At 51.1% G+C, this 20579-nt stretch carries 23 protein-coding genes; 5 read left to right on the forward strand and 18 right to left on the reverse strand.

Annotation, left to right across the window (positions count from 1 at the left end; genetic code table 11):
- Positions 1-29 precede the first annotated feature (29 nt).
- The 3 genes from pstA to ACLQMU_RS03115 are packed head-to-tail and all read right to left on the reverse strand — an operon-like array spanning position 30 to position 4618.
- Positions 30-2510 (reverse strand): phosphate ABC transporter permease PstA, encoded by a 2481-nt coding sequence (gene pstA / locus ACLQMU_RS03105; RefSeq protein ID WP_443673537.1) that lies wholly within the window; start codon positions 2508-2510, stop codon positions 30-32.
- 26 nt (positions 2511-2536) lie between these two features.
- Positions 2537-3457 carry a phosphate ABC transporter permease subunit PstC gene (gene pstC, locus ACLQMU_RS03110; protein ID WP_422149776.1) on the reverse strand — a complete coding sequence of 307 codons (921 nt, stop codon included), beginning with the start codon at positions 3455-3457 and terminating at the stop codon, positions 2537-2539.
- A gap of 33 nt (positions 3458-3490) precedes the next feature.
- A complete protein-coding gene (locus ACLQMU_RS03115) occupies positions 3491-4618 on the reverse strand; it encodes a substrate-binding domain-containing protein (protein ID WP_443673538.1) in 1128 nt (375 codons plus the stop codon).
- 500 nt (positions 4619-5118) lie between these two features.
- Here ACLQMU_RS03115 and ACLQMU_RS03120 point away from each other — a divergent pair, with 500 nt between their 5' ends.
- Together ACLQMU_RS03120 and ACLQMU_RS03125 are read left to right on the forward strand one after the other, a co-directional pair.
- Positions 5119-5757 (forward strand): hypothetical protein, encoded by a 639-nt coding sequence (locus tag ACLQMU_RS03120; protein WP_424040713.1) that lies wholly within the window; start codon positions 5119-5121, stop codon positions 5755-5757.
- Positions 5751-5978, forward strand: a complete 228-nt coding sequence (locus tag ACLQMU_RS03125) for a hypothetical protein (RefSeq protein WP_422149773.1) — start codon at positions 5751-5753, stop codon at positions 5976-5978. The genes ACLQMU_RS03120 and ACLQMU_RS03125 overlap by 7 nt, the downstream gene beginning before the upstream one ends.
- A 333-nt stretch (positions 5979-6311) precedes the next feature.
- On the opposite strand, the gene ACLQMU_RS03130 is transcribed toward ACLQMU_RS03125, so the two are convergent.
- The 5 genes from ACLQMU_RS03130 to ACLQMU_RS03150 all read right to left on the reverse strand — a co-directional run bounded on the left by ACLQMU_RS03130 (position 6312) and on the right by ACLQMU_RS03150 (position 9445).
- Positions 6312-7121 carry an exodeoxyribonuclease III gene (locus ACLQMU_RS03130; protein ID WP_424040715.1) on the reverse strand — a complete coding sequence of 270 codons (810 nt, stop codon included), beginning with the start codon at positions 7119-7121 and terminating at the stop codon, positions 6312-6314.
- A gap of 115 nt (positions 7122-7236) precedes the next feature.
- Positions 7237-7575, reverse strand: coding sequence for a hypothetical protein (locus ACLQMU_RS03135; protein ID WP_424040717.1), 339 nt, complete (start codon positions 7573-7575; stop codon positions 7237-7239).
- Between the two features lie 96 nt (positions 7576-7671).
- Positions 7672-8352: a hypothetical protein gene (locus ACLQMU_RS03140; protein ID WP_422149770.1), complete on the reverse strand. Its 681-nt coding sequence runs from the start codon at positions 8350-8352 to the stop codon at positions 7672-7674.
- A 291-nt stretch (positions 8353-8643) separates the two neighbouring features.
- Positions 8644-8805, reverse strand: coding sequence for a hypothetical protein (locus ACLQMU_RS03145; protein WP_422149769.1), 162 nt, complete (start codon positions 8803-8805; stop codon positions 8644-8646).
- 193 nt (positions 8806-8998) lie between these two features.
- Positions 8999-9445, reverse strand: coding sequence for a hypothetical protein (locus tag ACLQMU_RS03150; protein ID WP_422149768.1), 447 nt, complete (start codon positions 9443-9445; stop codon positions 8999-9001).
- A gap of 253 nt (positions 9446-9698) precedes the next feature.
- Here ACLQMU_RS03150 and ACLQMU_RS03155 point away from each other — a divergent pair, with 253 nt between their 5' ends.
- Positions 9699-10310, forward strand: coding sequence for an RAD55 family ATPase (locus ACLQMU_RS03155; protein WP_422149767.1), 612 nt, complete (start codon positions 9699-9701; stop codon positions 10308-10310).
- A gap of 245 nt (positions 10311-10555) precedes the next feature.
- Here ACLQMU_RS03155 and ACLQMU_RS03160 read toward each other — a convergent pair whose 3' ends face one another.
- Positions 10556-12352 (reverse strand): sensor histidine kinase, encoded by a 1797-nt coding sequence (locus ACLQMU_RS03160; protein WP_422149766.1) that lies wholly within the window; start codon positions 12350-12352, stop codon positions 10556-10558.
- A gap of 136 nt (positions 12353-12488) precedes the next feature.
- Positions 12489-13919: a sensor histidine kinase gene (locus ACLQMU_RS03165; RefSeq protein WP_422149765.1), complete on the reverse strand. Its 1431-nt coding sequence runs from the start codon at positions 13917-13919 to the stop codon at positions 12489-12491.
- An 89-nt stretch (positions 13920-14008) separates the two neighbouring features.
- Between ACLQMU_RS03165 and ACLQMU_RS03170 the strand changes: the two genes are divergently transcribed.
- Entirely contained in the window at positions 14009-14560 is a 552-nt protein-coding gene (locus ACLQMU_RS03170; protein WP_422149764.1) for a response regulator, read from the forward strand.
- Positions 14561-14609: 49 nt separating this feature from the next.
- On the opposite strand, the gene ACLQMU_RS03175 is transcribed toward ACLQMU_RS03170, so the two are convergent.
- The 8 genes from ACLQMU_RS03175 to ACLQMU_RS03210 form a co-directional block, all read right to left on the reverse strand.
- The gene (locus ACLQMU_RS03175) at positions 14610-15074 is read right to left on the reverse strand and encodes a hypothetical protein (RefSeq protein WP_422149763.1); all 465 of its coding nucleotides are present in this window, start codon (positions 15072-15074) and stop codon (positions 14610-14612) included.
- Positions 15075-15078: 4 nt separating this feature from the next.
- A complete protein-coding gene (locus ACLQMU_RS03180) occupies positions 15079-16446 on the reverse strand; it encodes a type II secretion system F family protein (protein WP_422149762.1) in 1368 nt (455 codons plus the stop codon).
- 6 nt (positions 16447-16452) lie between these two features.
- Positions 16453-17355, reverse strand: coding sequence for a type II secretion system F family protein (locus ACLQMU_RS03185; protein WP_422149761.1), 903 nt, complete (start codon positions 17353-17355; stop codon positions 16453-16455).
- A 155-nt stretch (positions 17356-17510) separates the two neighbouring features.
- Entirely contained in the window at positions 17511-17726 is a 216-nt protein-coding gene (locus ACLQMU_RS03190; protein WP_422149760.1) for a hypothetical protein, read from the reverse strand.
- Between the two features lie 18 nt (positions 17727-17744).
- On the reverse strand, positions 17745-17933 hold the full coding sequence (locus ACLQMU_RS03195) for a hypothetical protein (RefSeq protein WP_443673539.1): 189 nt from the start codon (positions 17931-17933) through the stop codon (positions 17745-17747).
- Between the two features lie 105 nt (positions 17934-18038).
- Positions 18039-18473 (reverse strand): hypothetical protein, encoded by a 435-nt coding sequence (locus ACLQMU_RS03200; RefSeq protein ID WP_422149759.1) that lies wholly within the window; start codon positions 18471-18473, stop codon positions 18039-18041.
- A 230-nt stretch (positions 18474-18703) separates the two neighbouring features.
- The gene (locus ACLQMU_RS03205) at positions 18704-18898 is read right to left on the reverse strand and encodes a hypothetical protein (RefSeq protein WP_422149758.1); all 195 of its coding nucleotides are present in this window, start codon (positions 18896-18898) and stop codon (positions 18704-18706) included.
- Between the two features lie 83 nt (positions 18899-18981).
- Complete coding sequence (locus ACLQMU_RS03210) at positions 18982-19440, reverse strand: arsenate reductase ArsC (RefSeq protein WP_422149757.1); 459 nt, start codon at positions 19438-19440, stop codon at positions 18982-18984.
- A gap of 162 nt (positions 19441-19602) precedes the next feature.
- On the opposite strand from ACLQMU_RS03210, the gene ACLQMU_RS03215 reads away from it, so the two are divergent.
- On the forward strand, positions 19603-20579 hold a 977-nt coding region (locus ACLQMU_RS03215; RefSeq protein WP_424038984.1), incomplete at its 3' end, for a PhoU domain-containing protein.

Here is a 20579-nt window from a genome sequence, read left to right on the forward strand (position 1 = left end):
ATGATCCCCCAGGATCGTATGCCCCCGGTTTATTTTCCCAGGCGCCACCGGGTCGGGCTGAAGCTGTTGAACGAAACCTGCACATACGTATCCCTGAGATCTGCCGCAACGGCATCGGGGACTTCATAGATCAGGTACCCGTCAATGGCATTGCTGCTCCCGGGCCGGATGAAATAGCCCTGGCCGTTGGTATCGAAGCTGGGTTGGTACACGGTCGACTCATTATCCGTTGTCGTCCAGTTCTGCCCGAAGACGTTATACCCGGTCAGGAACGCATAGTCCCGCTTCTGCTGCCCGATCTCGCGGATCCACTGGTAGGGCAGGGCGTTGTAATTCGCGGTGTAATAATTGATCTCATCCTGGGTGAGGACGGATGTGTCGAAATAGATAGTATGGGTGTAGGTCTGGCCGTTATTGGTGACGACGAACTGGTCTGCCGATGGCACGATCGCACCCGTACGCCCGGTGTCCTCGATACGGATGAAGATGACAAGGAACGTGTCACCGGTTGAAGCCGGTGTCTGCTCAACGAACCGGTTCCAGTCCATATCCCACCAGAAATAGAACGGCAGGGTCGTTACGTTGTACACCGTTGCCAGACAGGGGCGGCTGTCATCGCCGTACCAGTAGGATTCGCCGATGTCGAGCGCGTCCTTGACCGGGACCGCAGATGTGGCGGACGGTGCTGCCGGCACCGATGCCGGGGTCACCGTGGACGCAGGGGGTGTGGCGGCTGCAACCACCGATGAGGACCCCGTATCCCCACCGCCCTCCGAAGCCAGGAATGCGGCCAGCCGGGCGCTCTTGTCGGAAGAGTCCGTGGTGTTCGCTGCAGCGGACCCTGGCAGGTGCAGGAAGCCGAGCAGGCCGGGCGCTGCGGATGAACCTGAATCCATCGATGGAGTGGCCGGACTAAAGAGGTGGCCGGTGAAGATACAGGACGCGACGAAGATACAACAGACCCCAAGCGCAATCGCGGCCAACCGGGCCCGGCGGTTGCGCGTCCGTATCTTTGCGAGCCTCAGCAAAAAGAGGGAACCGAGCGTGCCAATCGCGCACAGGACGAGGGCGATGGGAAGAACGGTCAGCAGTCCTGCCGGCCCGTTCGATCCTCCGGGCGAGAGGCCGGGTATGACGAGGGTAAGAACCATCAGGATTACCGCGACGAGTGCGAACGGGGCAAGCCTGATGAGGAAGGGACGGACGACGCCTCGAAGCTTCCCGGGACTGGATGACTGTGGCTTCCGAACAGCTCCATGATCTGCGCCGACCGTGGCCGTGCTAGCTTGTGTTTTCTTTACGCTGTTGCCATGTGCCGGCATGCGAATCCTCTGGCGGAGCGAGTGAAAGTATCGCACGATGCCGGCACCGGCCGACAGGATCTTTTTCCCCGGCCGGGGTTGTTTTTTGGGGTCGGCAACAGGAGTGACAACCGGGATTACATCGACACTTTGTCGATCCGGTGCAGGATCTGCCGGTGTTTCGGATGTATGGATCTCTTCCGGCCGGGAAATCAAATCCTCCGATGCAGAAGGGGCAGTCGCCATATCGAAACATGAGGCCATAGCCTCTGGTTTTTTCCTGCGGAACCGGTCTGAAACCAATCCGCAAAGTGAAACCAGGCTGCTGTCCTGATGGCCCTGTGTCTTTGCTGTGGCATAGAAAAGGATTGCCTTTGCCGAGAGGTTGATGAACAGTACGATGACAATGAGGACAAACCCGGCGGCAAAAATGGAGGATACGGGAAAGACATTGGAATTTTCATAAGAAGTATATATGAATACTGGTAATGACCCGACTAGATTATTGAGGGGATCAATTCTCACTCCTAGAAGAAATTGGGGATTTAGAACAATCCTGAACTCTGGCAGGTACTGGGAATATCCCGCGGTCAATAAAACAACTGCCGATTCTTCTGCTGCCCTGCCGAAGCCCAGGATAGCTCCGATTATGATACCGGAGAATGCAGAAGGGATAGTGATATTGCGTATCGTCAGCCATTTTGTCGCACCTAGAGCATAGCTGCCTTCTTCAAGTTCAGCAGGTACACGCATAAGTGCGTCCTCAGTTCCGCGCTCAATCACCGGAAGTATCAGGGTCGCTAATGCGATTGATCCTGCAAGGAGTGATTCTCCCCCGGTAAAGGGTTTGAGATATATAACAAGGACTGCTGCGCCGAATATCCCCAAGACAATCGAAGGGGTACCTGAGAGAACTTCGATCATCAATCGAAAAAACCGGGTGATTTGGTTGTCGGATGCATATTTCTGGAGATATATAGCTGTTCCGACCCCGAAAGGAATCGCAATTATGGTAGAGGTAACGGCCAAAAGGAAAGTACCGGCGATTGCATTTGCGATTCCGGTCCCGAGACCCAATCCCGTATTAATCTCTGAGAATAGAATGAAATGCAACTTTAAGGATGCAACTCCTTTCAGGAAAACGTCTGCGAGGATGAAAATTAGCATCCCTGCGGCAAAGAGCGCGGCAGCTCCGCAGATCGCCATCATGATAGTACCCTTCAGATATCTGAGTTTCAAGTGACGCCTTCCATCCGCTTTTTCAATCGGTTACTGATGATGTGGATCACAACAACAAACCCGATCTCAATGATCATGAGAACAGCACCAATGGCAAAAAGCGCACTCCGCCCTTCAGGTTCAACGACATAATAACCAATATCCAAGAGAATTTTGGCGGTCATCGGCTCGCCCACATCAAGAAACGACTTGGGGGTAATTCCAATATTTCCTACAAGCATTACGACTGCCATCGTCTCGCCCATCGCGCGCATGGTGCCTAGGATTAAGCCGGTGATGATCCCGGAAAGTGAGGCAGGGATTACAAGATGCCGAATGGTTTCCCATTTTGTTGCCCCGAGTGCAGTCGAACCTTCCCGCAGTTCCACAGGAACCCCCCGCATTGCCTCCCGCGCGAGAGCGACAACAGTTGGAAGGATCATGAGGGCAAGAACGGTAGCTGCCAGAGGGATGCCGAGTCCATTATCATTCTCATACTGGAACAGGGGAATAACTCCAAGGGTTTTCCCTATGAACGGATTGATAAAATCAGCGAAATAGCTGCGCAGGATAAAAAAGCCGAAAATACCGTATACAACTGAAGGTACCCCAACCAGCAGTTCTATCATGGTACTCATAATCTGATCGAGCCAGGGCGGGGCCCACTCGGAAAGGAATATTGCCGTTGCAAGACCCAGCGGGCACGCTATAGCGACAGTGACGATTGTCAACATCAGGGTTGCGATAATGAATGGCCGGATACCAAACTGGTGGCTTGGATAGTCCCACGTCGATCCGAAAATAAACCCTAGGCCCTCATGTCCAAGTACCGGGGCAGCAGCGAACAGGATATACCCGATAATTATGATGACACTCAGGGCAGTTGCAATAGAACAGGAGAGAAAGAGAATTTTGTGAATATCAGGCTTTCCGTTCATGGTAAAAAAGAAAAAAAATTAAAGATTATATGTTTAGCTTGTAGGCGCGAAGTCGTAGATCGAGTACATACCGGCGTTTTCGTACGCTGTTGCCTCGGTCGGTGCCTTGGCGAAGTTGATCAGGTTAGTAACAACTGAGCTTGCAGAGCTGCTCCCAGAGCTTGTGATGATACCTGCCGCGTTTGATACGGTGGGCGAGTTGCCTCTGGTAATCCAGTAGAGACCGCCGGTAAGCTTCTGCGGGTAGTTCGAAGTGGAAATAGTCTGTGAGTTACCCTTTACCCAGTCCTTGAGCGCAGCCTCGATGTTGGCGTGAGTCGGGACATAGGTGATACTGTCTTGGGAAACTCCCATAAGAGAAATACCTGAAGCGGACGTGTTGCTCAAAATACCGCCAGAGATTGCGTAGCCTGAATCAACGAACCCAATGACGGGCTTTGCAGAGGTTCCTGCCTGAACTGCAGCGAGCATCTGTGCATTGCCTGGCTCGGTGGTAATGCCCGAGAACCCGGGGGTCTTATTTGCGGACATTGCGCTGCCAGCCCAGCCGAATGCTGTTGACATTGTACCGGAGGAAGCCTCGCGCTGTAACATTGTTACACCTGATGCGATTGGATCGGCGCCTGTGGTAGCTGCTGTGGTCTTACCACCATTAGTGGAGGCATCGAGGTATGCAGTGTTTAAGTCAGCTGCGTCGATAACATTGCCTGCAACTGCTACTTTGCTGGCATCCTGGATCCAAACGACACCACGGCCACCGATCATCGTGTAGTAGAGGTTCTGGAAGTTGGGATCGTTCGGGTTTGCTGCCTGTGCAGAGGTGATTGCGCTTGCGGATGATGATGCACCAATGTCAGCAATACCATTTGCTACTGCTACGACACCGGCACCAGAGCCGCCACCCTGGACATTCAGCTGGACGCCGGGGTTGAGCTTCTGGTAGTCACTCTGGAGGTTAAGCTCGGCCGGCTGAAGCGTGGTCGAACCAGCGACGAGAACCTGGGTCTGGGAAGCGGATGCTGCCTGACCTGCATTCGCCTGTTTCGATACATCTGAAGAGAAGGTACCCATAATGGTACCTACGGCGACAGCACCGATGACGGCGACGACGATAAGGACGAGCGTCGCGACAATCGGTGAGACTGCCATATCATGGTTCATGCGTTTCTTGTTTGCGTACATTGCTGTTTCACCTTTGCTTGGGTGTTTTTGTGGATGGATTGGAGAGAAATTTGTAGAGAGATTGCTTGTGTGCTTTCGGAGTTCTTGGTGTGCTTTTCTGAGTTCTTGCTGGTGAAGTTCATTCATCCCCCACAGATGTCAATTCACCAATCAGCATATCGACTTGAGACTATATATTTTTAGCGCTTTTGATATAGATTTAAGGCTTTGCAATATAGCGAACCCAATAGGGTATAGAGATGCTTGTTCTTCGACGGGGAGATGGGACGGGGTACATTTTGAGGGGGGGCAGGACCCGGTCCGGTACCGGCATCGCACCTCCCGGGCCTGATGCGACGCACACACCTGCAGCGATGGGGACGTATCCGATCAACTTCACTGCGGTGAGGAGCGGGACCCGGACGGAGGAGAAGGTGGGACCTAGTTTGCCCTCCTCACCAACCTACAACCATTTAACTCCCGCCCTCAGATCCGGATCCATGGTGCAGCAGGACCACGTCCATATCATCAGTGCCGGCGGGAACATCCACACCGCGTACCCGGCCATCTTCCGCACGCTCCCATCCATCACCCGGACGTATGTCCTTGCTGAAAGCGCAGTCTACGAATTATCGCGAGACCCGGAGACCGAAAAGAAACGGGCCGCCACCCGTAAAGCGGCCTCGGCTGTAAAGGAGATCTCCGCAACGCTTTCCATTCCCTTCTCACGGGAGCTCGTCTTCCCGCCCGTGTACGCGTCCGCCCGCGATATACTCATAAGGATCCACCGGGAAGTCCCGGTGGCCCGCTTCACCTTCGATCTCTCGGGAGGGGCAAAACCTCTCTGCATGGCGCTTTTTGCATTTGCCCCGTGGGTGGGCGGGGAGGTGTACTCCACGTTCGATGAAAAAGTCCCGCGGCATGTCCCGCTGCCGGACCGGCCGATCCGGTCAATGCTTGCAAACCCCAATTACCAGGTTATCCTTGCCCTCCTCCTTCGTCCCGTAAAAAAGGATGCGGGGAAACGGGTGTCCCGGGCTGGGTTTCCCGTGAATACCTCTTCAAACAACTCTGGTCGGTCTATGTCCCGTCCCGTTCAAAACCCGGAAAACCGGATGCCGCCCCGGCGAGGGTGGTAACCTATACCCACGGCCGGAAACCCGCAACCGAGCTGACGCACGGGACATTCTCCGATTTCATGAAAGCCCTGGCGGACACCGGGCTGGTTCTTGAGGAGTCTCTCCCGGAAAACACCCGGCAGAAACGGTACCGGATTACCGAAAACGGGGAGATCGCGTTCCGGTTCTTTTCCGATCCCGCCACCGGCACCCTTGTCCGTACAGTGCTGGAAAAAGCATAACACGGCCGGATCAAACTTTCAAACCGGAAAAAATCCGGCAAAAAATTTTTCGGCCCGAAAAAAAGGTGTCAGTTTGCCTGCCGCGACACGGATAATTATCCGCTCGGCGGATGTACAACTGACACCTCTTTTTTTGTAACGACGAAGCCTTTTGGGCGAATCGCGTTTTTTCCGGAAAATGCCGGGCCGCCCGATCCGGCAAAAGTTTTTCGTCCGCAAAAAAATCCGGAATTTATTTTTCAACAGGAAAAAGTCCCGGCCCTTACTGACAGTTTGATCGGTTTTTCGATCGCGGATTGCAAGGCAATGACGGGAATATCTGGCACTCGGTGCTCATGATGCCTTTGTTACCGGATAAGATGCATCCTTCTCCGGCAGGTTGATTTCCAGCATGACCGGGCAATGGTCCGATCCCATATATTGCGGCATGATCGCTGCGTCCAGTACGTACGGTCGTACCGGCTCATTCACAAAGAAATAATCGAGACGCCACCCATAGTTCTTTTTCCTTGCATCGTGCTGGAACGGCCACCGGGTATAATGACCGGATTCCCGGTGAAACATCCGGAATGTATCGGTAAAACCGAGCTGGATAAGGCAGTCGATCTTCCCCCGCTCGTCCGGGGAAATGCCAATTTGCTGGACCGGCTTTTTGGGAGGATTGTAGAGATCCTTATCGGTGTGCGCCACGTTGAAATCGCCGCAGACGATCACCGGCAGGTTTGCCGGCACCTGCCTGATGTAGGAAAGGAATGCATCGTAGAACCGCAGCTTGTTGTCGAGGTTTCCCATCGGTTTGATCCCGAGCGGGAAATAGATGTTGAGCAGGAGAAACGTGCCGTAATCTGCAATAAGGACGCGCCCTGCACTATCAAACTGGGGATCGCCAAAACCAAATTTTACGGACAACGGTTCCTGCCGGGAAAAGAGCCCGACCCCTGCGATGCTCCCCGGCCGGACCGCAGAAAAATACGTATGGTAGCCACACAGGTCCCTGACCTTTTCCGGGAGTTTTTCCGCCGGAGCTTTTGTTTCCTGTACGCAGACGATCCCCGGGTTGTGCCGGAACACCGGCAGAAAATATTTCCGGTCGTAACACGTACGCAGCCCGTTCACGTTCCACGAGAGAAGCGCGAGCGTCATACTACCCATCCCGGTCGTCCTCCTTGGCAGAACCCGGGAAAACTAATGTCCGGCAGACCACAACGGCCGGAGGTCCCACCCGACAATTTCCCGGAGTGAGAACACGCAGCCATGTTCATTTTTTCTGCTCTTTTCGTTCATCCCGGAGTTCCCCGAGGATCTGCCTGATCTCTGCTACATCCCGGACGTACATCCTCCGCAGGACCTGCACCTGCCGGTCCTGCCAGAGACTGAATCCAAAGAACAGTACAAAGAACCCGAGTGCGATGGCGAGGGCACCCCACTTGACCGTATACGGCCACGTGAGAAGATAGAACCCCTGGTATATGAAAAGCGGGCCGGCAATCATGAAAATGATCGAGCCGATTACATTTACCAGGTTCTGCCGCCTGAAATCGTCATCACTTACCGGGCTGTCATCAATAAGCAGTTCTTTTATGTCCGGCACTTTCATACGCGCTTCACCCCATGGCGGGGAAGAATTTTTCCTGTTCGGATAGGTGAATTTACCGTCATCTGGATTACCCCTCTCATACGCGGCTCTCGTTTTTTATGTGAAATCACTGCTCAGTACCTGGAGCTCAGGATAGATCCGCCGCATCTCCTGCACGGCGTTTTCGGTGTCTTTGAGATTCCGGGAAAATTCGCCGGGATTGTGATTGTGATCGGCAAGTACGGCTTTCATACAGGACTGGTCGGCAGCATCCGAACTTGCAAGAATCTCGTCAACCCGCTCAAGGACCATGGCGATCGTAAAACCGGACGCAGTTGCGGGCGAGGCACTTGCCTTAGCGGCAAGAAAATACGATTCCGACTGGTTGATCTCCTCTTCCCCGGTTGAAAACTCATCGCACACGGCCATTTTTTCCGCGTTCGTTTTTAAGCTGGGAACCGTTGCGAGGTCCACCAGTGCCCCCGTACTTTTTGTATACCCCGAAAGAAACGTCGATACCCCGGCCTGCCACGCGGTGGCATAGGTCTGATCTTCTGCATTCGTGGTAACAAGATCATGGGAATACCCGCTCACTCCTGCCTGTACATACTCGTTTCCCGGCTGTGCGACCTCCTTGTAGAATACCTGCGATCCAAAGGCAAAGATCGATTGCGCATCCAGCCCGCCCGTAGTCCCGGCGGCAGATGAGGAAGAGGTATGAATATCGGCACCGACAAAGGCAGTCGTCGTAAGCATCGCCCCGATAAGGATACAGAATTTTAAGATAAATGCGTTCATGGCCCCAAAAACCCCGGACGTTCCTGGCAGGAAGTGAATCTCAGGGCTGCCCGGCCTCTGGTAATTATGTATAATCTCTATAGTTATTAAGATTTGGAATTGTATAGTATATATTTAGAGAGTTTTGTAAGATGACAGGATTATCGTCAGAAACCGTTCATGGGGCGTAGTGGGAATTACCCCATCCGTACAGGCTCGGTTCTACAGAGACGGCATTCAGTTGAACCGATAAGAAACCCGGGTGCAGGATGATTTTGTCTAAAAAGAGAGGTATAGTTTTGGAAGAGTGCGTCACGATCCCGCCCGTTTGGGGACGGCGATCATGATCGCCAGAGAAAGGATGCAAAAGATAAGGATGGTTGCAATGACCGGGAGAACGTCATAACTCCCATACATCGATACGCTTCCTAGGGTAAGAAGCATGAGACAGGCAGCAGCGGGAATAATTCCCATACTACATCTGCATTTTCCTGGGTCTGTTTGTGTTCTGCTCACGGGTAGTCTCATTTCCATTCAGTACGGGTCTCCCCTGCTCAAAGCCCGCACTACCTGCTCGATCCAGTAATATGGCCGGGGTATGATATATTCTTTTTGAAATCTAAATATATTCGACTCTGATTACTATAGAGACTATTGAGAGCTGAGTTTACGTGGACAAATGTTCCTGCCGGATGAAAGCGTATCCAAACAGACAGACGGCAATAATAATGGATAAAACTGAGAGGGTGAAGATGCCATCCGAGTACCACGCATTCCTGAATTGCCATGACATCCCGCCCAGCACATGGGTAACACTCACAAGAAGTACCAGGACAACGCCGTACTGGTAATACCGGGTGGGCCTGAGAATACGAAGGACTGCATAGGCTGCACCATAATAGAATAAAACAATGGCAACCAGATAGACTGCTATAATATTATGGGCAACGGCAAACCGTACGAGAGGACTTGCCTCCCACTGGAGGATCATTCCGGTATTTTCTGCCAGAAAAAACGTGAGGGAATAATCCAGTATCACTGCCAATGAGGGAATGAGGGCAACGTATGCCGGCGTATCATAGATGCGCCTGAACAGGACTGGGATGATCTGCATGATGGTCGCATCCCGGAGACTCTCCTCTTGTAAGCGGATCTCTGTGGGGGATATTCCTAATTTAAGCCATTTTTACTATATATACTTGTTGCAAAAAACAAACCGTTTTAAAGGGCAATTATGGTATATTCTCCAGAAACTACCAAGGATCTTCAGACATCTCCCTTTTACGGAGATTTCCCGTACAGATTTTTCAGAATCCCAAAAATCAGGCTCAAAGAACTTATGAGATGAGAAATGCAAACGATACATAATGGCGTCAGTACAGGGCAGTGAGGATCTTCCGGAAAAGAGCGTAATCCTGATCGAGGAAAATACAGGGCTGGTTAAATCGATCTATGCACAGTACATTGCCGCAGAAACTGCATCTGCCGGAAAAGACGTATGCTACGTCACGCCCCGGGATGCAGTGGATATCCGCAGCCAGATGACCCATCTCAGGATTTTACCGGAAACTGGTTTTCACATCGAAGAGATGCACAGGATGGACCCGGACGCGCTTCTTGATCTGCTTACCCTCCATAGTAAAGGGGACCTGGCGATCGTGGACCAGTTTTCATTCTATTTCATCGATATTTCCCTTGTGGGGTTCCGTGATGCTGTTTCCCGTCTTATTGCTGCGGCAAAAACCGGCAGGATTTTTCTCCTGCTCGTAGACCGGGAAATTCTCCCGCAGCAGCATGAAATGTTGCTGCGGGCGATGGCAGACGGGGTCATCCAGATCACGACCGTTGCCGAAGGAGACAAAATCAAAAGGTATCTCAATATCCCCAAGATGCAGGGGGCACGACTTATTGAAAAGATGCTGCCCTTCACGGTCACCGATGAAGGGTTCCTGATCGATACCCGTGAACGGCACGGCTGACAACACATCTTTTCCTGGCACAGCTGTGCTGCCGGGACCGGAAAAATAACTCAGCTCGTTCTTGAAAAACCATTGATAAGTCGGGTCTCTTTTTATCCAAGATGGTGGAGAAACCGGTTTATAAACGGGATCGAAAAAGCACACGCCACGCTCATAGTTAAAGGAGGGTATTACAGGGATTACAGGAATTTTTTTTATTATGAATCAGCGGGAAAATATAATGATAGTTACCGGAACAGCCCCGGTTATTCCGCCAGATGGAGCGTGAAGCGGATCGCAGCGCCGGATGCCGGCTCTCCCGGCACGCGATCGTCAGCCCATACCCGGCCGCCATATCCTTCCACCAGCATCTTGACAATGTGAAGACCCAGGCCATAGCTGCTCCGCGTTTTAGAATCCTGTGCGAACCGGTCAAAAACCTGTGATTTCATGGAATCGGGAATTCCCGGCCCGTTATCGGTAACCGATATCTCAAGCATCCTCTCACCTGCATCCCGGGCGGCGACCTCAATGAGAACACCGGATCCCCCAAACTTGAGGCTGTTCGAAAAAATATTATCGAAAACGACGCCGAGCATATCGTTGGCGAGGACATTACGGTTGCATCCCTCGAGAGCGATATTCATTTTTGGCTTGGCGGCGATCTCTTTTTTCAGGATATCCGAGAGATCGACGTTAACGACACCAGGCTGCATCTTGTAAATCCGGCTGATCGTCTCGATATTACGGATCACGTTGCTGCTCTTTTGCGCAAGCGCGCTGATCTTTTTGAGAAAACGTTTTTCATTCTCACCTGCGGTATCTTCAAGATACTCGGCATACCCCCGCAGGCCCATAATCGCATTGAGTATCTCGTAGGTTATCACGTCCAGGTAGATATCCAGATACAGGTTCGCCTTCCGGTTAAGCTCCTCAAGATCCCGGTTACGCTGTGCGAGTTCGCTGCGGGCAACAGACAGTTCACCACGTCTTTCCTCAAGCTCGGAGAGCATATGGTTCAGGGCCCGGGCAAGCGAGGTGATCTCCTCGTCCCCTTTCTCCGGCATGCGCCGGGAAAGATCGTCCGACCGGCTGATAATTTTTATATCGTTATCAAGAGTACTGAGCGGCCCGAGGACGAAACGCTGTAATAACAACTGGACAGTGATAATAAACAAGGCACTCAGTGCAATAATGGCTGCCGCAACGATCAGGATCGATGATTGGACCTGCATGTACACAGGGCGTTCAGTCATGACATCGACCCTCAGGAATGTCGGCTTGTCCTCGATCCCGGTAATCACTGCCGTACCCTCGATCTGGCTGTCATTGACCGGCTGGCTGAGGATCCCGCCTTTTTTCATTTTCTGTATATCCCCGTCGCTCAGGACGCCGGTATTGCCAGTCGGTGAAAATGGCTGGATCGATATGTCCGGGATCTGGAGGGCGCCGTTCATATCGTCAATCCTCTGGCCGGTGAGGATGCGTACCAGCACAAGGGTACCCTGCGAAGGATCTGACTGGTTGCTCCCCCGGATCGAGTATCCGGCAAGAATGACAGGTACCCCGTTAACAAATGACATCCCCCGTCGTCCCGAGACCCCGCCGGGTACTCCTGCAGGGATAATGCTGTTACCGATTATCGTATCCAGCTGCCCCACACTGATGCCCGAACCTCCATTATTTACGCTTGTTTCTTCAGAAAAGACCAGTTTCCCCGATGTGTTGTAAACGAGAAGGTAGTCAATACCAAGGGTACTGAGCAGGAGCGGCTGGTTGAGCGTGCAGGAAGTCCCGGATACATTGAACCTATTGAACCCGTTGAACTCTCCCGCAAAAGCATAGGTCCCATCCTGGCTGGCGAGGTCCTTGCAGTTGGCCGCAACGACCTGTTCCTGATCGTTGAGGTTTGCAATGACCCGCTCGACGTTTGCCGTCATCTCCTGTTTTTCAATCGTCCGGAACGAATCGAGGATAACGAACTGGGTGATGAAACTTAAGACTATCAAAAAAACAAAGGTCATTGCCCCAAGAATCAACCGGGAACGCGTGCGGACTTTCATCGATGAACCTAATATGAGTTTATGTCGTAATCATATCATATTTTCTTCTATAGTCTCTATTGTAATATTTAGCAATACACCGTGACAACCATTTATTTCAGGAAAATGTCTGTTATGTGTGATACCCTGACCGGAATTATTCCGAGACGATTACCCCCCATTTGGAAATGGTGGTCTGCTCAATAACCTGTGCAGGAGATTGGCTTACTTTACATTCATGCGGGCTCAGAGGAAACCGTATACAATAATGCGTCCCATCGTGATTCGTAAACGTGATCGTTCCTTTGAGCTGCCGTACCAGCATATGCGTCAGTCTTATACCGAGGGTCTCTGATTTGGAAAAATCATATGACACTGGAATGCCCCTGCCATTATCGAAAAAATCCAGTACGCAGATACCGTCACTACCCGCCGCAAGGGTAAGATGAATCTCTGACCCGGTCGGCTCTTTGAATGCGTACTTCAGCGAATTTGTCGCAAGCTCATTGATGATAAGCCCGCAGGGAATAGCCTTGTCGATGTCGAGAACGATTCCCGGTGCCTGCACAGAACAGGTCGTCCCCTGGTTCACCGAGGCGGAAACAACATTTTTTAAAAGATCGGAGAAATAGTCTTCCGCGCCAATGAGACCGGAGACCTGGGACTGGTACAGTTTCTCGTGGATCAGCGCCATTGTCATCACCCGTCCCTGCATTTCGGCATACTGGGAGCGTTCGTACTCGTTTGCAGCCCTGAGCGCATTCAGCTCCAGAAGGCTCATGATGACCTGCATGTTGTTCTTGACCCGGTGATGCACCTCCTTAAGCAGGATTTCTTTTTCTGTCAGCGACTGCCGGAGGGTATCCTCGTACTGTTTGCGCCCGGTAATATCCATGAGGGTACAGAGAATGAAGGGACCGAAAAATTTGCGTGCGGATATCTGGAACTGGCGCGGCATACCTGACGCAGTAAGGAGCGTGCATTTTCTGTGAGCGGCCCCCCCGCCGGCATTCACTTCGTCAGAAAGATCGCGGCACTGCTCCGTTGTCTCGAAAAGATCGCAGAATGAAGGCAGGCTCGATACCTCATATTCATAGCCCAGCGGGGCAAGGAAACCAGGATTTGCCTCGGCGATATGCCCGGTATCACGGTCAAAGATGACAATCCCTGCCTCCGACATTGCAAAGATATCCTGGTATCGCTTTTTCAGCCCGGATATATTCTCCGATAACATCGTGATAATTCCTCCAATCCCAATAAATACGCCCATGGTGAAGCACGCCAGGGAGAGTACGTGCAGGTTCTCACCGACAAAGAGGACATTGAGAAGAACCAGGGAAAGACCCATGGCGATGGATGCGACAATACCATACCGGGGGAAGAAATATGCCGTCATGACAATTGGCAGAAGGAAAAGGTACTGGTAGAGATCCATAATTCCATGGGTCAGGCTGAATACAGCGACAGCAAGTGTGGCGACGGCAACGATAAGGATCAACAGGCGTATGATCCCGGGGTCCCCGGGGATCCGGACAAATGGGTTATCCGTCCCCTTCCAGGAGTCGTATTCAGGTGGCTGAACAGGCATGGAGATCCCTTTAATACATATATTGTAATTTTACACTATATTAAAGACAACTAAATATAGTCACAAACAAAAACACTACCTGCGAGATTATGATAAAACCCCTCACAAACCCCGCTGAAAAACGAATCCTTCTCGTGGAAGATGAAGGGCTTGTTGCCATGGTACTGGAGGAAACACTCAAACGGATTGGGTACTCGGTCGTCGGAATTGCCATGAGCGGCGAAGAAGCAATAGCAATGTCAGGGGAACTGTATCCTGACGTCATACTTATGGATATTCACCTGCAGGGAGAGACTGATGGAGTCGAGGCCGCGAAAAAGATCAAGGGATTATATGGAACGCCAATTATTTTCCTGACCGCGTACAGCGACGATGAGACCATCAGGCATGCCGTCATGGCCGAAGCTGACGGTTACCTGGTCAAACCGATCAATACCCAGGAACTTTTCGCCGGCATCGAGAGCGCTCTTTATAAGAAACGCAAACTCGATTTTTTTATGGAACAGCAGGCAGCCACAACCAGGCCGGTCTGCCCGTGCAATACCCCTATGATCCAGACATTCTCTACGACAAAAAATGGGGAGATGATACCGGTTGGCTGGGTCTGTCCCAGCTGTCATCATTTTGTGCAGGGTGCGTGATTAATTCTCCCCGGTTTTCTAACTCTTTTTTCTGGTTCCGTCATAATTATTACCATGGAATTGTCCAGACTTTCCATTCCCCATTTTCAAACGATTCTTCAAAATTGTAAAACACAGGAACAGTCTGCATTTGTGTAGAATTGGGAGAAACGGGTCCGTGCCAATACACCATTACCCTGATGTTTACTGCAGTGGCATTACTGGTTTCATTCAGGATCTCGTAACCCGTCAGGGTGGCATTTTGACTGAGAAATGCGTTATCTTTGTTGACTGTTACGAATTGCCCGAAAGAAACTTCCTGCTTGATCTCGTTTGGCTCAAGATCATACAGCCTTACGATATCCTTATTGTTTACTGCATCCACCCATTCCTGGATACCGGTTTCAGGGTCGGAATAAGCCACGACCGTTTTGTTCATCACTGAAGCTGGCAGGGATGCAGTGCATCCTGAAATACTTACGAATGCGAGAATACAAACAACTAGGGATATAATCCCCTGAACCTTCTTTACCATTCAGTTAACCTCCTCCTGATTTTGCAATCACCGTTGCTCTACCTGTTGCCCCGTTTGCTGTTGCGGTGATGAAGTACGTTCCCGGATCAGCACCAAGGATCACCTTCGTCATTACCTGCCCATTCTTATCCGACGTATCCGATGCCGGATTCACCGACCCTCCCGGCATTATGCTGAATGTAACGGAAGTGCTATTCACAGGATTGCCTGTTGTGTCCGTAAGCTGGAAAACGATTGAATTGACGAGCGGCAGCGATACAATTCCCTCCTGCTGATCCCCTGAGATAACCGTTATATTGACCTTTGGCCCGGTCTGTGCTGCCGGCGGAGGAAGGATGAACAATGCACATGCAATATATCCTACTGCCACAAGCACCACCACGTGCTTGAGCCCGTACCGTGCCTCGCCCTCGCTGATCTTTCCGATAATGAGACCCCCGAATATGGAGTTGAGGATGATCATGTGGAAGAACCCGCGGGCAAAATCGATGTCCCCGATATCGGTTTTGCCAAACATGTTTGAGATACTGAGTTGCTGCACGAACGGGAGCAGGCTCGTGGTCAGGATATAGACGATGAATATGATGATCGCCTGGGCAAAATAAAAGATCATCACGTACTGGTGCAGGTTTCCCTCTTTCTCCCGCTCGATGGAAATGATGCTCCGCATGTCTTCGGATGCCTTGAGAATCAGATCGGCAACCGATCCCCCTGAATAAGAGGCCTGGACAACGAGCATGGTGTACCGGGTGATCAGCTCCGAATGGAGTGATTTTGCCATTGCCTTCATCGATTCTTCAAAGGATTTCCCAAAGGTCATAGATGTCGATGCAATACGGATATGGGGGGTGAGAACGCCAAGATCGGTCTTGGAGAGCTCCTTTACCGCCTTGATCGGATCGAGACCACCCCGCATCAGTTCCGAGAGCTTGAAGAGGAATTCGGTATAGAGCTCTTCTTTTTTGCGGACGCCCCTTTTCTGGAGCGTGATATCGATGGCGTACGGGAGGATGGCGATTATCAGGGCAAATACCATTATCTCGTCAAGCCCCATGGCCGGGGTGGCCGGGGTCGATGGCGTTACAGGGGCGACTCCTCCGGTAGTATTACCATTATCGGTGTTCATCTGTGCCAGGTAAGCCTGCAGTGCCTTCTCCTTATCACTGGTAGTAGAAGCCTGCTGCTTTTCTGTCGTGTGCAGGGTATATCCCATCAGGAATGCGGTCAGGACGACCAGCAGTGCTACTGCTACCGGAAGGGCAATCGTGAAAAGTTCCCGTGGCGGGTTGTACCTGATCCGGATCCTCTCGATTATCTCGTTAAATTCGTCTATCTTTTTATGGACCGGGGAGTCCTTTGCAGGCGTTTTCATAGCAGATCAGGGAGTTGTGGAATATTTCACGGCCAGCATCTGGAGGAAGACCACGTTGATGAGCGGAATCAGCAGGTAGATCAGATAGTTGAACATATCATGCGCTGAAAAGGGCCCCAGCTGGATACCCAGTGCGCCGGAGATCACGACACCCAGAATGGCGAGGGTGATCGTCATGACCACCCCGCCGAGATACCCTTCACCAAACACGGCAAGCGACTCCACAAACTCCTTGTAAGTCTGGCGTCGGATCGCCATGAGTTCTTTTGACTTGGTCTCAAGATAGGATTTCAGTCCTCCACCACCGTAGATAATGTTGGTCATATCGATACAGATATCCCGGAACATATCGGATGGCGTGTTCTGTACCAGCCCGTTCATCGCGGTAACCACATCTTCGCCAAGGACATCCACGCGGAAAAGCACCTTGCGGAATTCATTGGAGATCTGCCCGTAGTCCTCCCGTGAAATTCTCCTGATAATATCAAGCGGTGTCGCGCCGGAGCTGGCAAGAATCGACATGAATGCAAGGGCGTACGGGATCTGGGTATCGATATCCCGCTTTTTATTCTCGATCTGGTTTTGCAGGTAAAAGGGAAACCCGATAGCGATCGCCGCGGAGCCGATCAGCGCAAAGAGCAGGATAAATGGGGCAGGGTCTGGTATCGAAAAGGGGCTCTGGGGAAGCAGGAAGAGGATTGCTGCAATAATGACCATAACAAACCCGACAAGAATGGTTGTTCCGATCCACAGGGACGTAAACATTCCCGGCGTCATCTCGAGATCGGCCTGGTAGATCAGTTTGATGATATCGCGGTTGGGGTTGCGATCGAAAGAACGGCCAAATGTATAGCAGAAACGCTTGTACTGCTCAAATAAATTCCCCAAACTGTCCGTTTCAGCAACCATGATTATCGAAACTTATTTATAGAGATTCTACTTAAATTATAGAGTATCAAGAAGAGTTATCTTCTTGACGCGTTTCATTGATTTGCACAAGGCAAATCCCCCACAGATGCTTTTTTAAGAAACACTTTCGGCAGGTGTTCACGCCAAAACCTTCGTTACCCGACCCGCCATGGAGCGGAATAGATCCGCCCGTATTCTCCATCAGGAGTTGCTTCACAGATCCTTTTTGCAGTCACCCATTCCCGAAGTCCCCTGAGATCTTCAGGATCAGGCACCATGAAAGTACGGTCTTTGGAAAGAGTGCCTTCAAGGGTATCCATCAGGATATTTCGCCGGGATAATATCTCAAACGTCCCGATCTGGCATTGCATGAATGACTCAAACCCCCGTCACTTCGCACTGAATCGTTCGAGATCGCAATTTCTGACAGCGACATATGTCAAACCCAGATTATCCGTCATATGATCGGGCTCTTCGGGCGATCGTTTCGGGTCTTCTGTTTCGGCATTTCCTGAAGGGACCGATTCGTCACATAACCGGGTTGTGTTGTGCCGGTAGGGCTTTACGCATAAACACATAGTTTGTACTTGTAGTATATACTTAAAATAATTTCTATATAGTGCATTACCCTAACCTCCCCCCCACATACATCTGATCGATTAAAAGTTCCCACGAATGCAATTTCAGGATGCTGCCCGTTCGTTCGAGGGTGAGTTGAAGACATAGAAAATATAAGATCCAAATCCTGAAAGTATTCCCCCCAGTACCACAAAAATAATTAAAATGCCAATGGTCAGGAGAGTATTACCATATCCTGTAAAAAGACTGGAATACTGATCCAACTGGTGTGCAATCAGGCTAATGATCTGCGCCACCCACATCACCTCAAGAAGAATCCCGATCATAATGCCGGAAATAAATCCGGCAAGTAATGCATCAGTTCTGCTTTTCAACCCGGAATTCCCCAGCCATGCGGCAAATACCCCCCATCCTTCAAAGATAACGATAATCAGAAAAGGGTAGATGGTGTTCCAGGCCAGTACCTTTGGATCGCTTAGCGTGAATCCCCCCTGTGAAAAAGCTTTGAGAAGAAGAGTATTGACCAGAACAAGGAGCACAATTGATTCCCCGCCGAGAGCACCGGCAATAAGCCCGCACTGGTTTATCGGGTTTGTCGTTAATTTTGACGTCAACCGGATCATTCTTTCCACCAAGGAACTGTAATTTTTGGACGAGTACCTGCCATCAGGGTACTTTATGCTTAACTGAATCCGCAGAAACTTACAACATAGTTTGTTTTCGAATTTATATATTTATTTCAAAGACTCTATTGAAAAACCCGGGAATTTCACCCTCCTGCCAGGAAGATCATAGCGAGTGCCACAAGAACAGCGGCAGCCAGGAACAGGAGATATGATACCTGCGAGTATTCCGGTGCACCGATCATGAGAACGCACCCTATGATGGCCAGCAGGAATCCTAAAAATATCTGGATGAGCGGACCATCCAGATTAATCATATTCGACGAGGATGTATAGGTCATATCGGTCTCCGGTACCCACTCCGGTTCATTTCAGGTACCTTTTGATTGTCCCATCCCGGAGATGAGCAGTATAGAACCGCGATTCATGCTATACCTTTCCGTGAGGGTAAATTCTGATCAGGTGAAATTTCTGGAAAAATTTCAATAAGCCACAATGCAATCTCATCCCGCAATTTCCGGAAATCCGCGAGGGTTTCATCCCGTGCTCTCCCAATTTCCGGGGGGGTGACAAAGTTCCTGTGAAAAAACCGGTCACTGTTCGGCAACATCTCTTCTGCAACAGAGCGGGCATTATCGCAGAGCGTGATCGCATAATCGAAGTTCTCGTTCCGGTACTGGTACAATGATGCAGGTTTGTGGTCTGAGATATCTATTTTCAATTCCTGCATGACCCTGACTGCGAAGGGGTTTACCCGGATTGGTGCCACACCGGCAGAAACAACTGCATACCGTCCGCCCCCCTTCTGTTGGAGAACCCCTTCAGCAATGGGGGACCTGACCGAATTAAAAGAGCAGATAAAAATCACGCGCTCTTTTTTCATATCTGCCCCCCCTTATCCGCTATTTTATTGATTTCGATCATGTGATTAACGCATATCAATATACAGTTTTTCGACATAGAATATACATATATATATATGTAAAAAGAACAACTGGAGATATGTATATTCATCATATTGTTTTAGTCAAGAGGTGAAAAGAAGATGGAAATACGCAGGGTCCAGATGACCGGGGGGTCATCGTTTGTCGTTACGCTGCCCAAAGACTGGATAACGGAAATGCGGATCAGGAAGAACGATCCCGTCGGCCTGATCACCCAGCCTGACGGGACGCTGCTTGTCACGAAAAAAACCACGGACGAACCGGTCCAGCGGGTCAAGGAGATCGATATCGGGCACATCACCGATCCCTCGTTCCTCTTCAGGATCCTGATCGGTACCTACATTACCGGGTTTACTACGATCCGGGTCAGTTCGAAACAGCGGTTTCCCCCGTTCGTCCGCACGGTCGTGCGGGACTACACCCAGATGACCATCGGGCAGGAAGTGGTCGAGGAGACCGATACGCTCATCACGATAAAAGACCTTCTCAACCCGGCGGAGATGCCGTTTGACAACACCATAAAAAGGATGTTTGTGATCGTCAGGAACATGCACGAGGATGCCATAACGGCGCTCGAAACCCACAACCATGACCTCGCCACCGATGTGATCAACCGGGACATGGACTCGGATCGCCTCAACTGGCTGATCGCACGCCAGACCAACATGATCATGCAGAACCCCTCCCTGTCCCGGAAGATGGAGGTCTCGACCGGCATGGCGATGTATTATCACCTCATCAGCCGGATCATCGAGCGGATCGGCGACCATGCCGTACGGCTGGCCGAGAATTCCCGGCCGATCATGGATGCCGATCTCGACCCGAAGATCATGACTGCGTTAAAGAAAGCAAGCGTCCTGTCCATGCAGATCTTTGACAAAAGTATCATCTCGTTTTTCAATGCCGATATCAGGGAAGCCCACAAGACCATCGAGTCGATCGCGGCGCTGGAACACATCTGCGGGGATATCAGCAACATGGCGTTCAAGCAGGAGACCGTTGCCGCGATTTCTATCAGTTATATCGCCGAGAGCATCCGCAGGGCGGGTGAATATTCTGAGGATATTGCCGAGAACGT

This window comes from Methanoregula sp. (genome assembly GCF_052325125.1).
Taxonomy (GTDB): domain Archaea; phylum Halobacteriota; class Methanomicrobia; order Methanomicrobiales; family Methanospirillaceae; genus Methanoregula.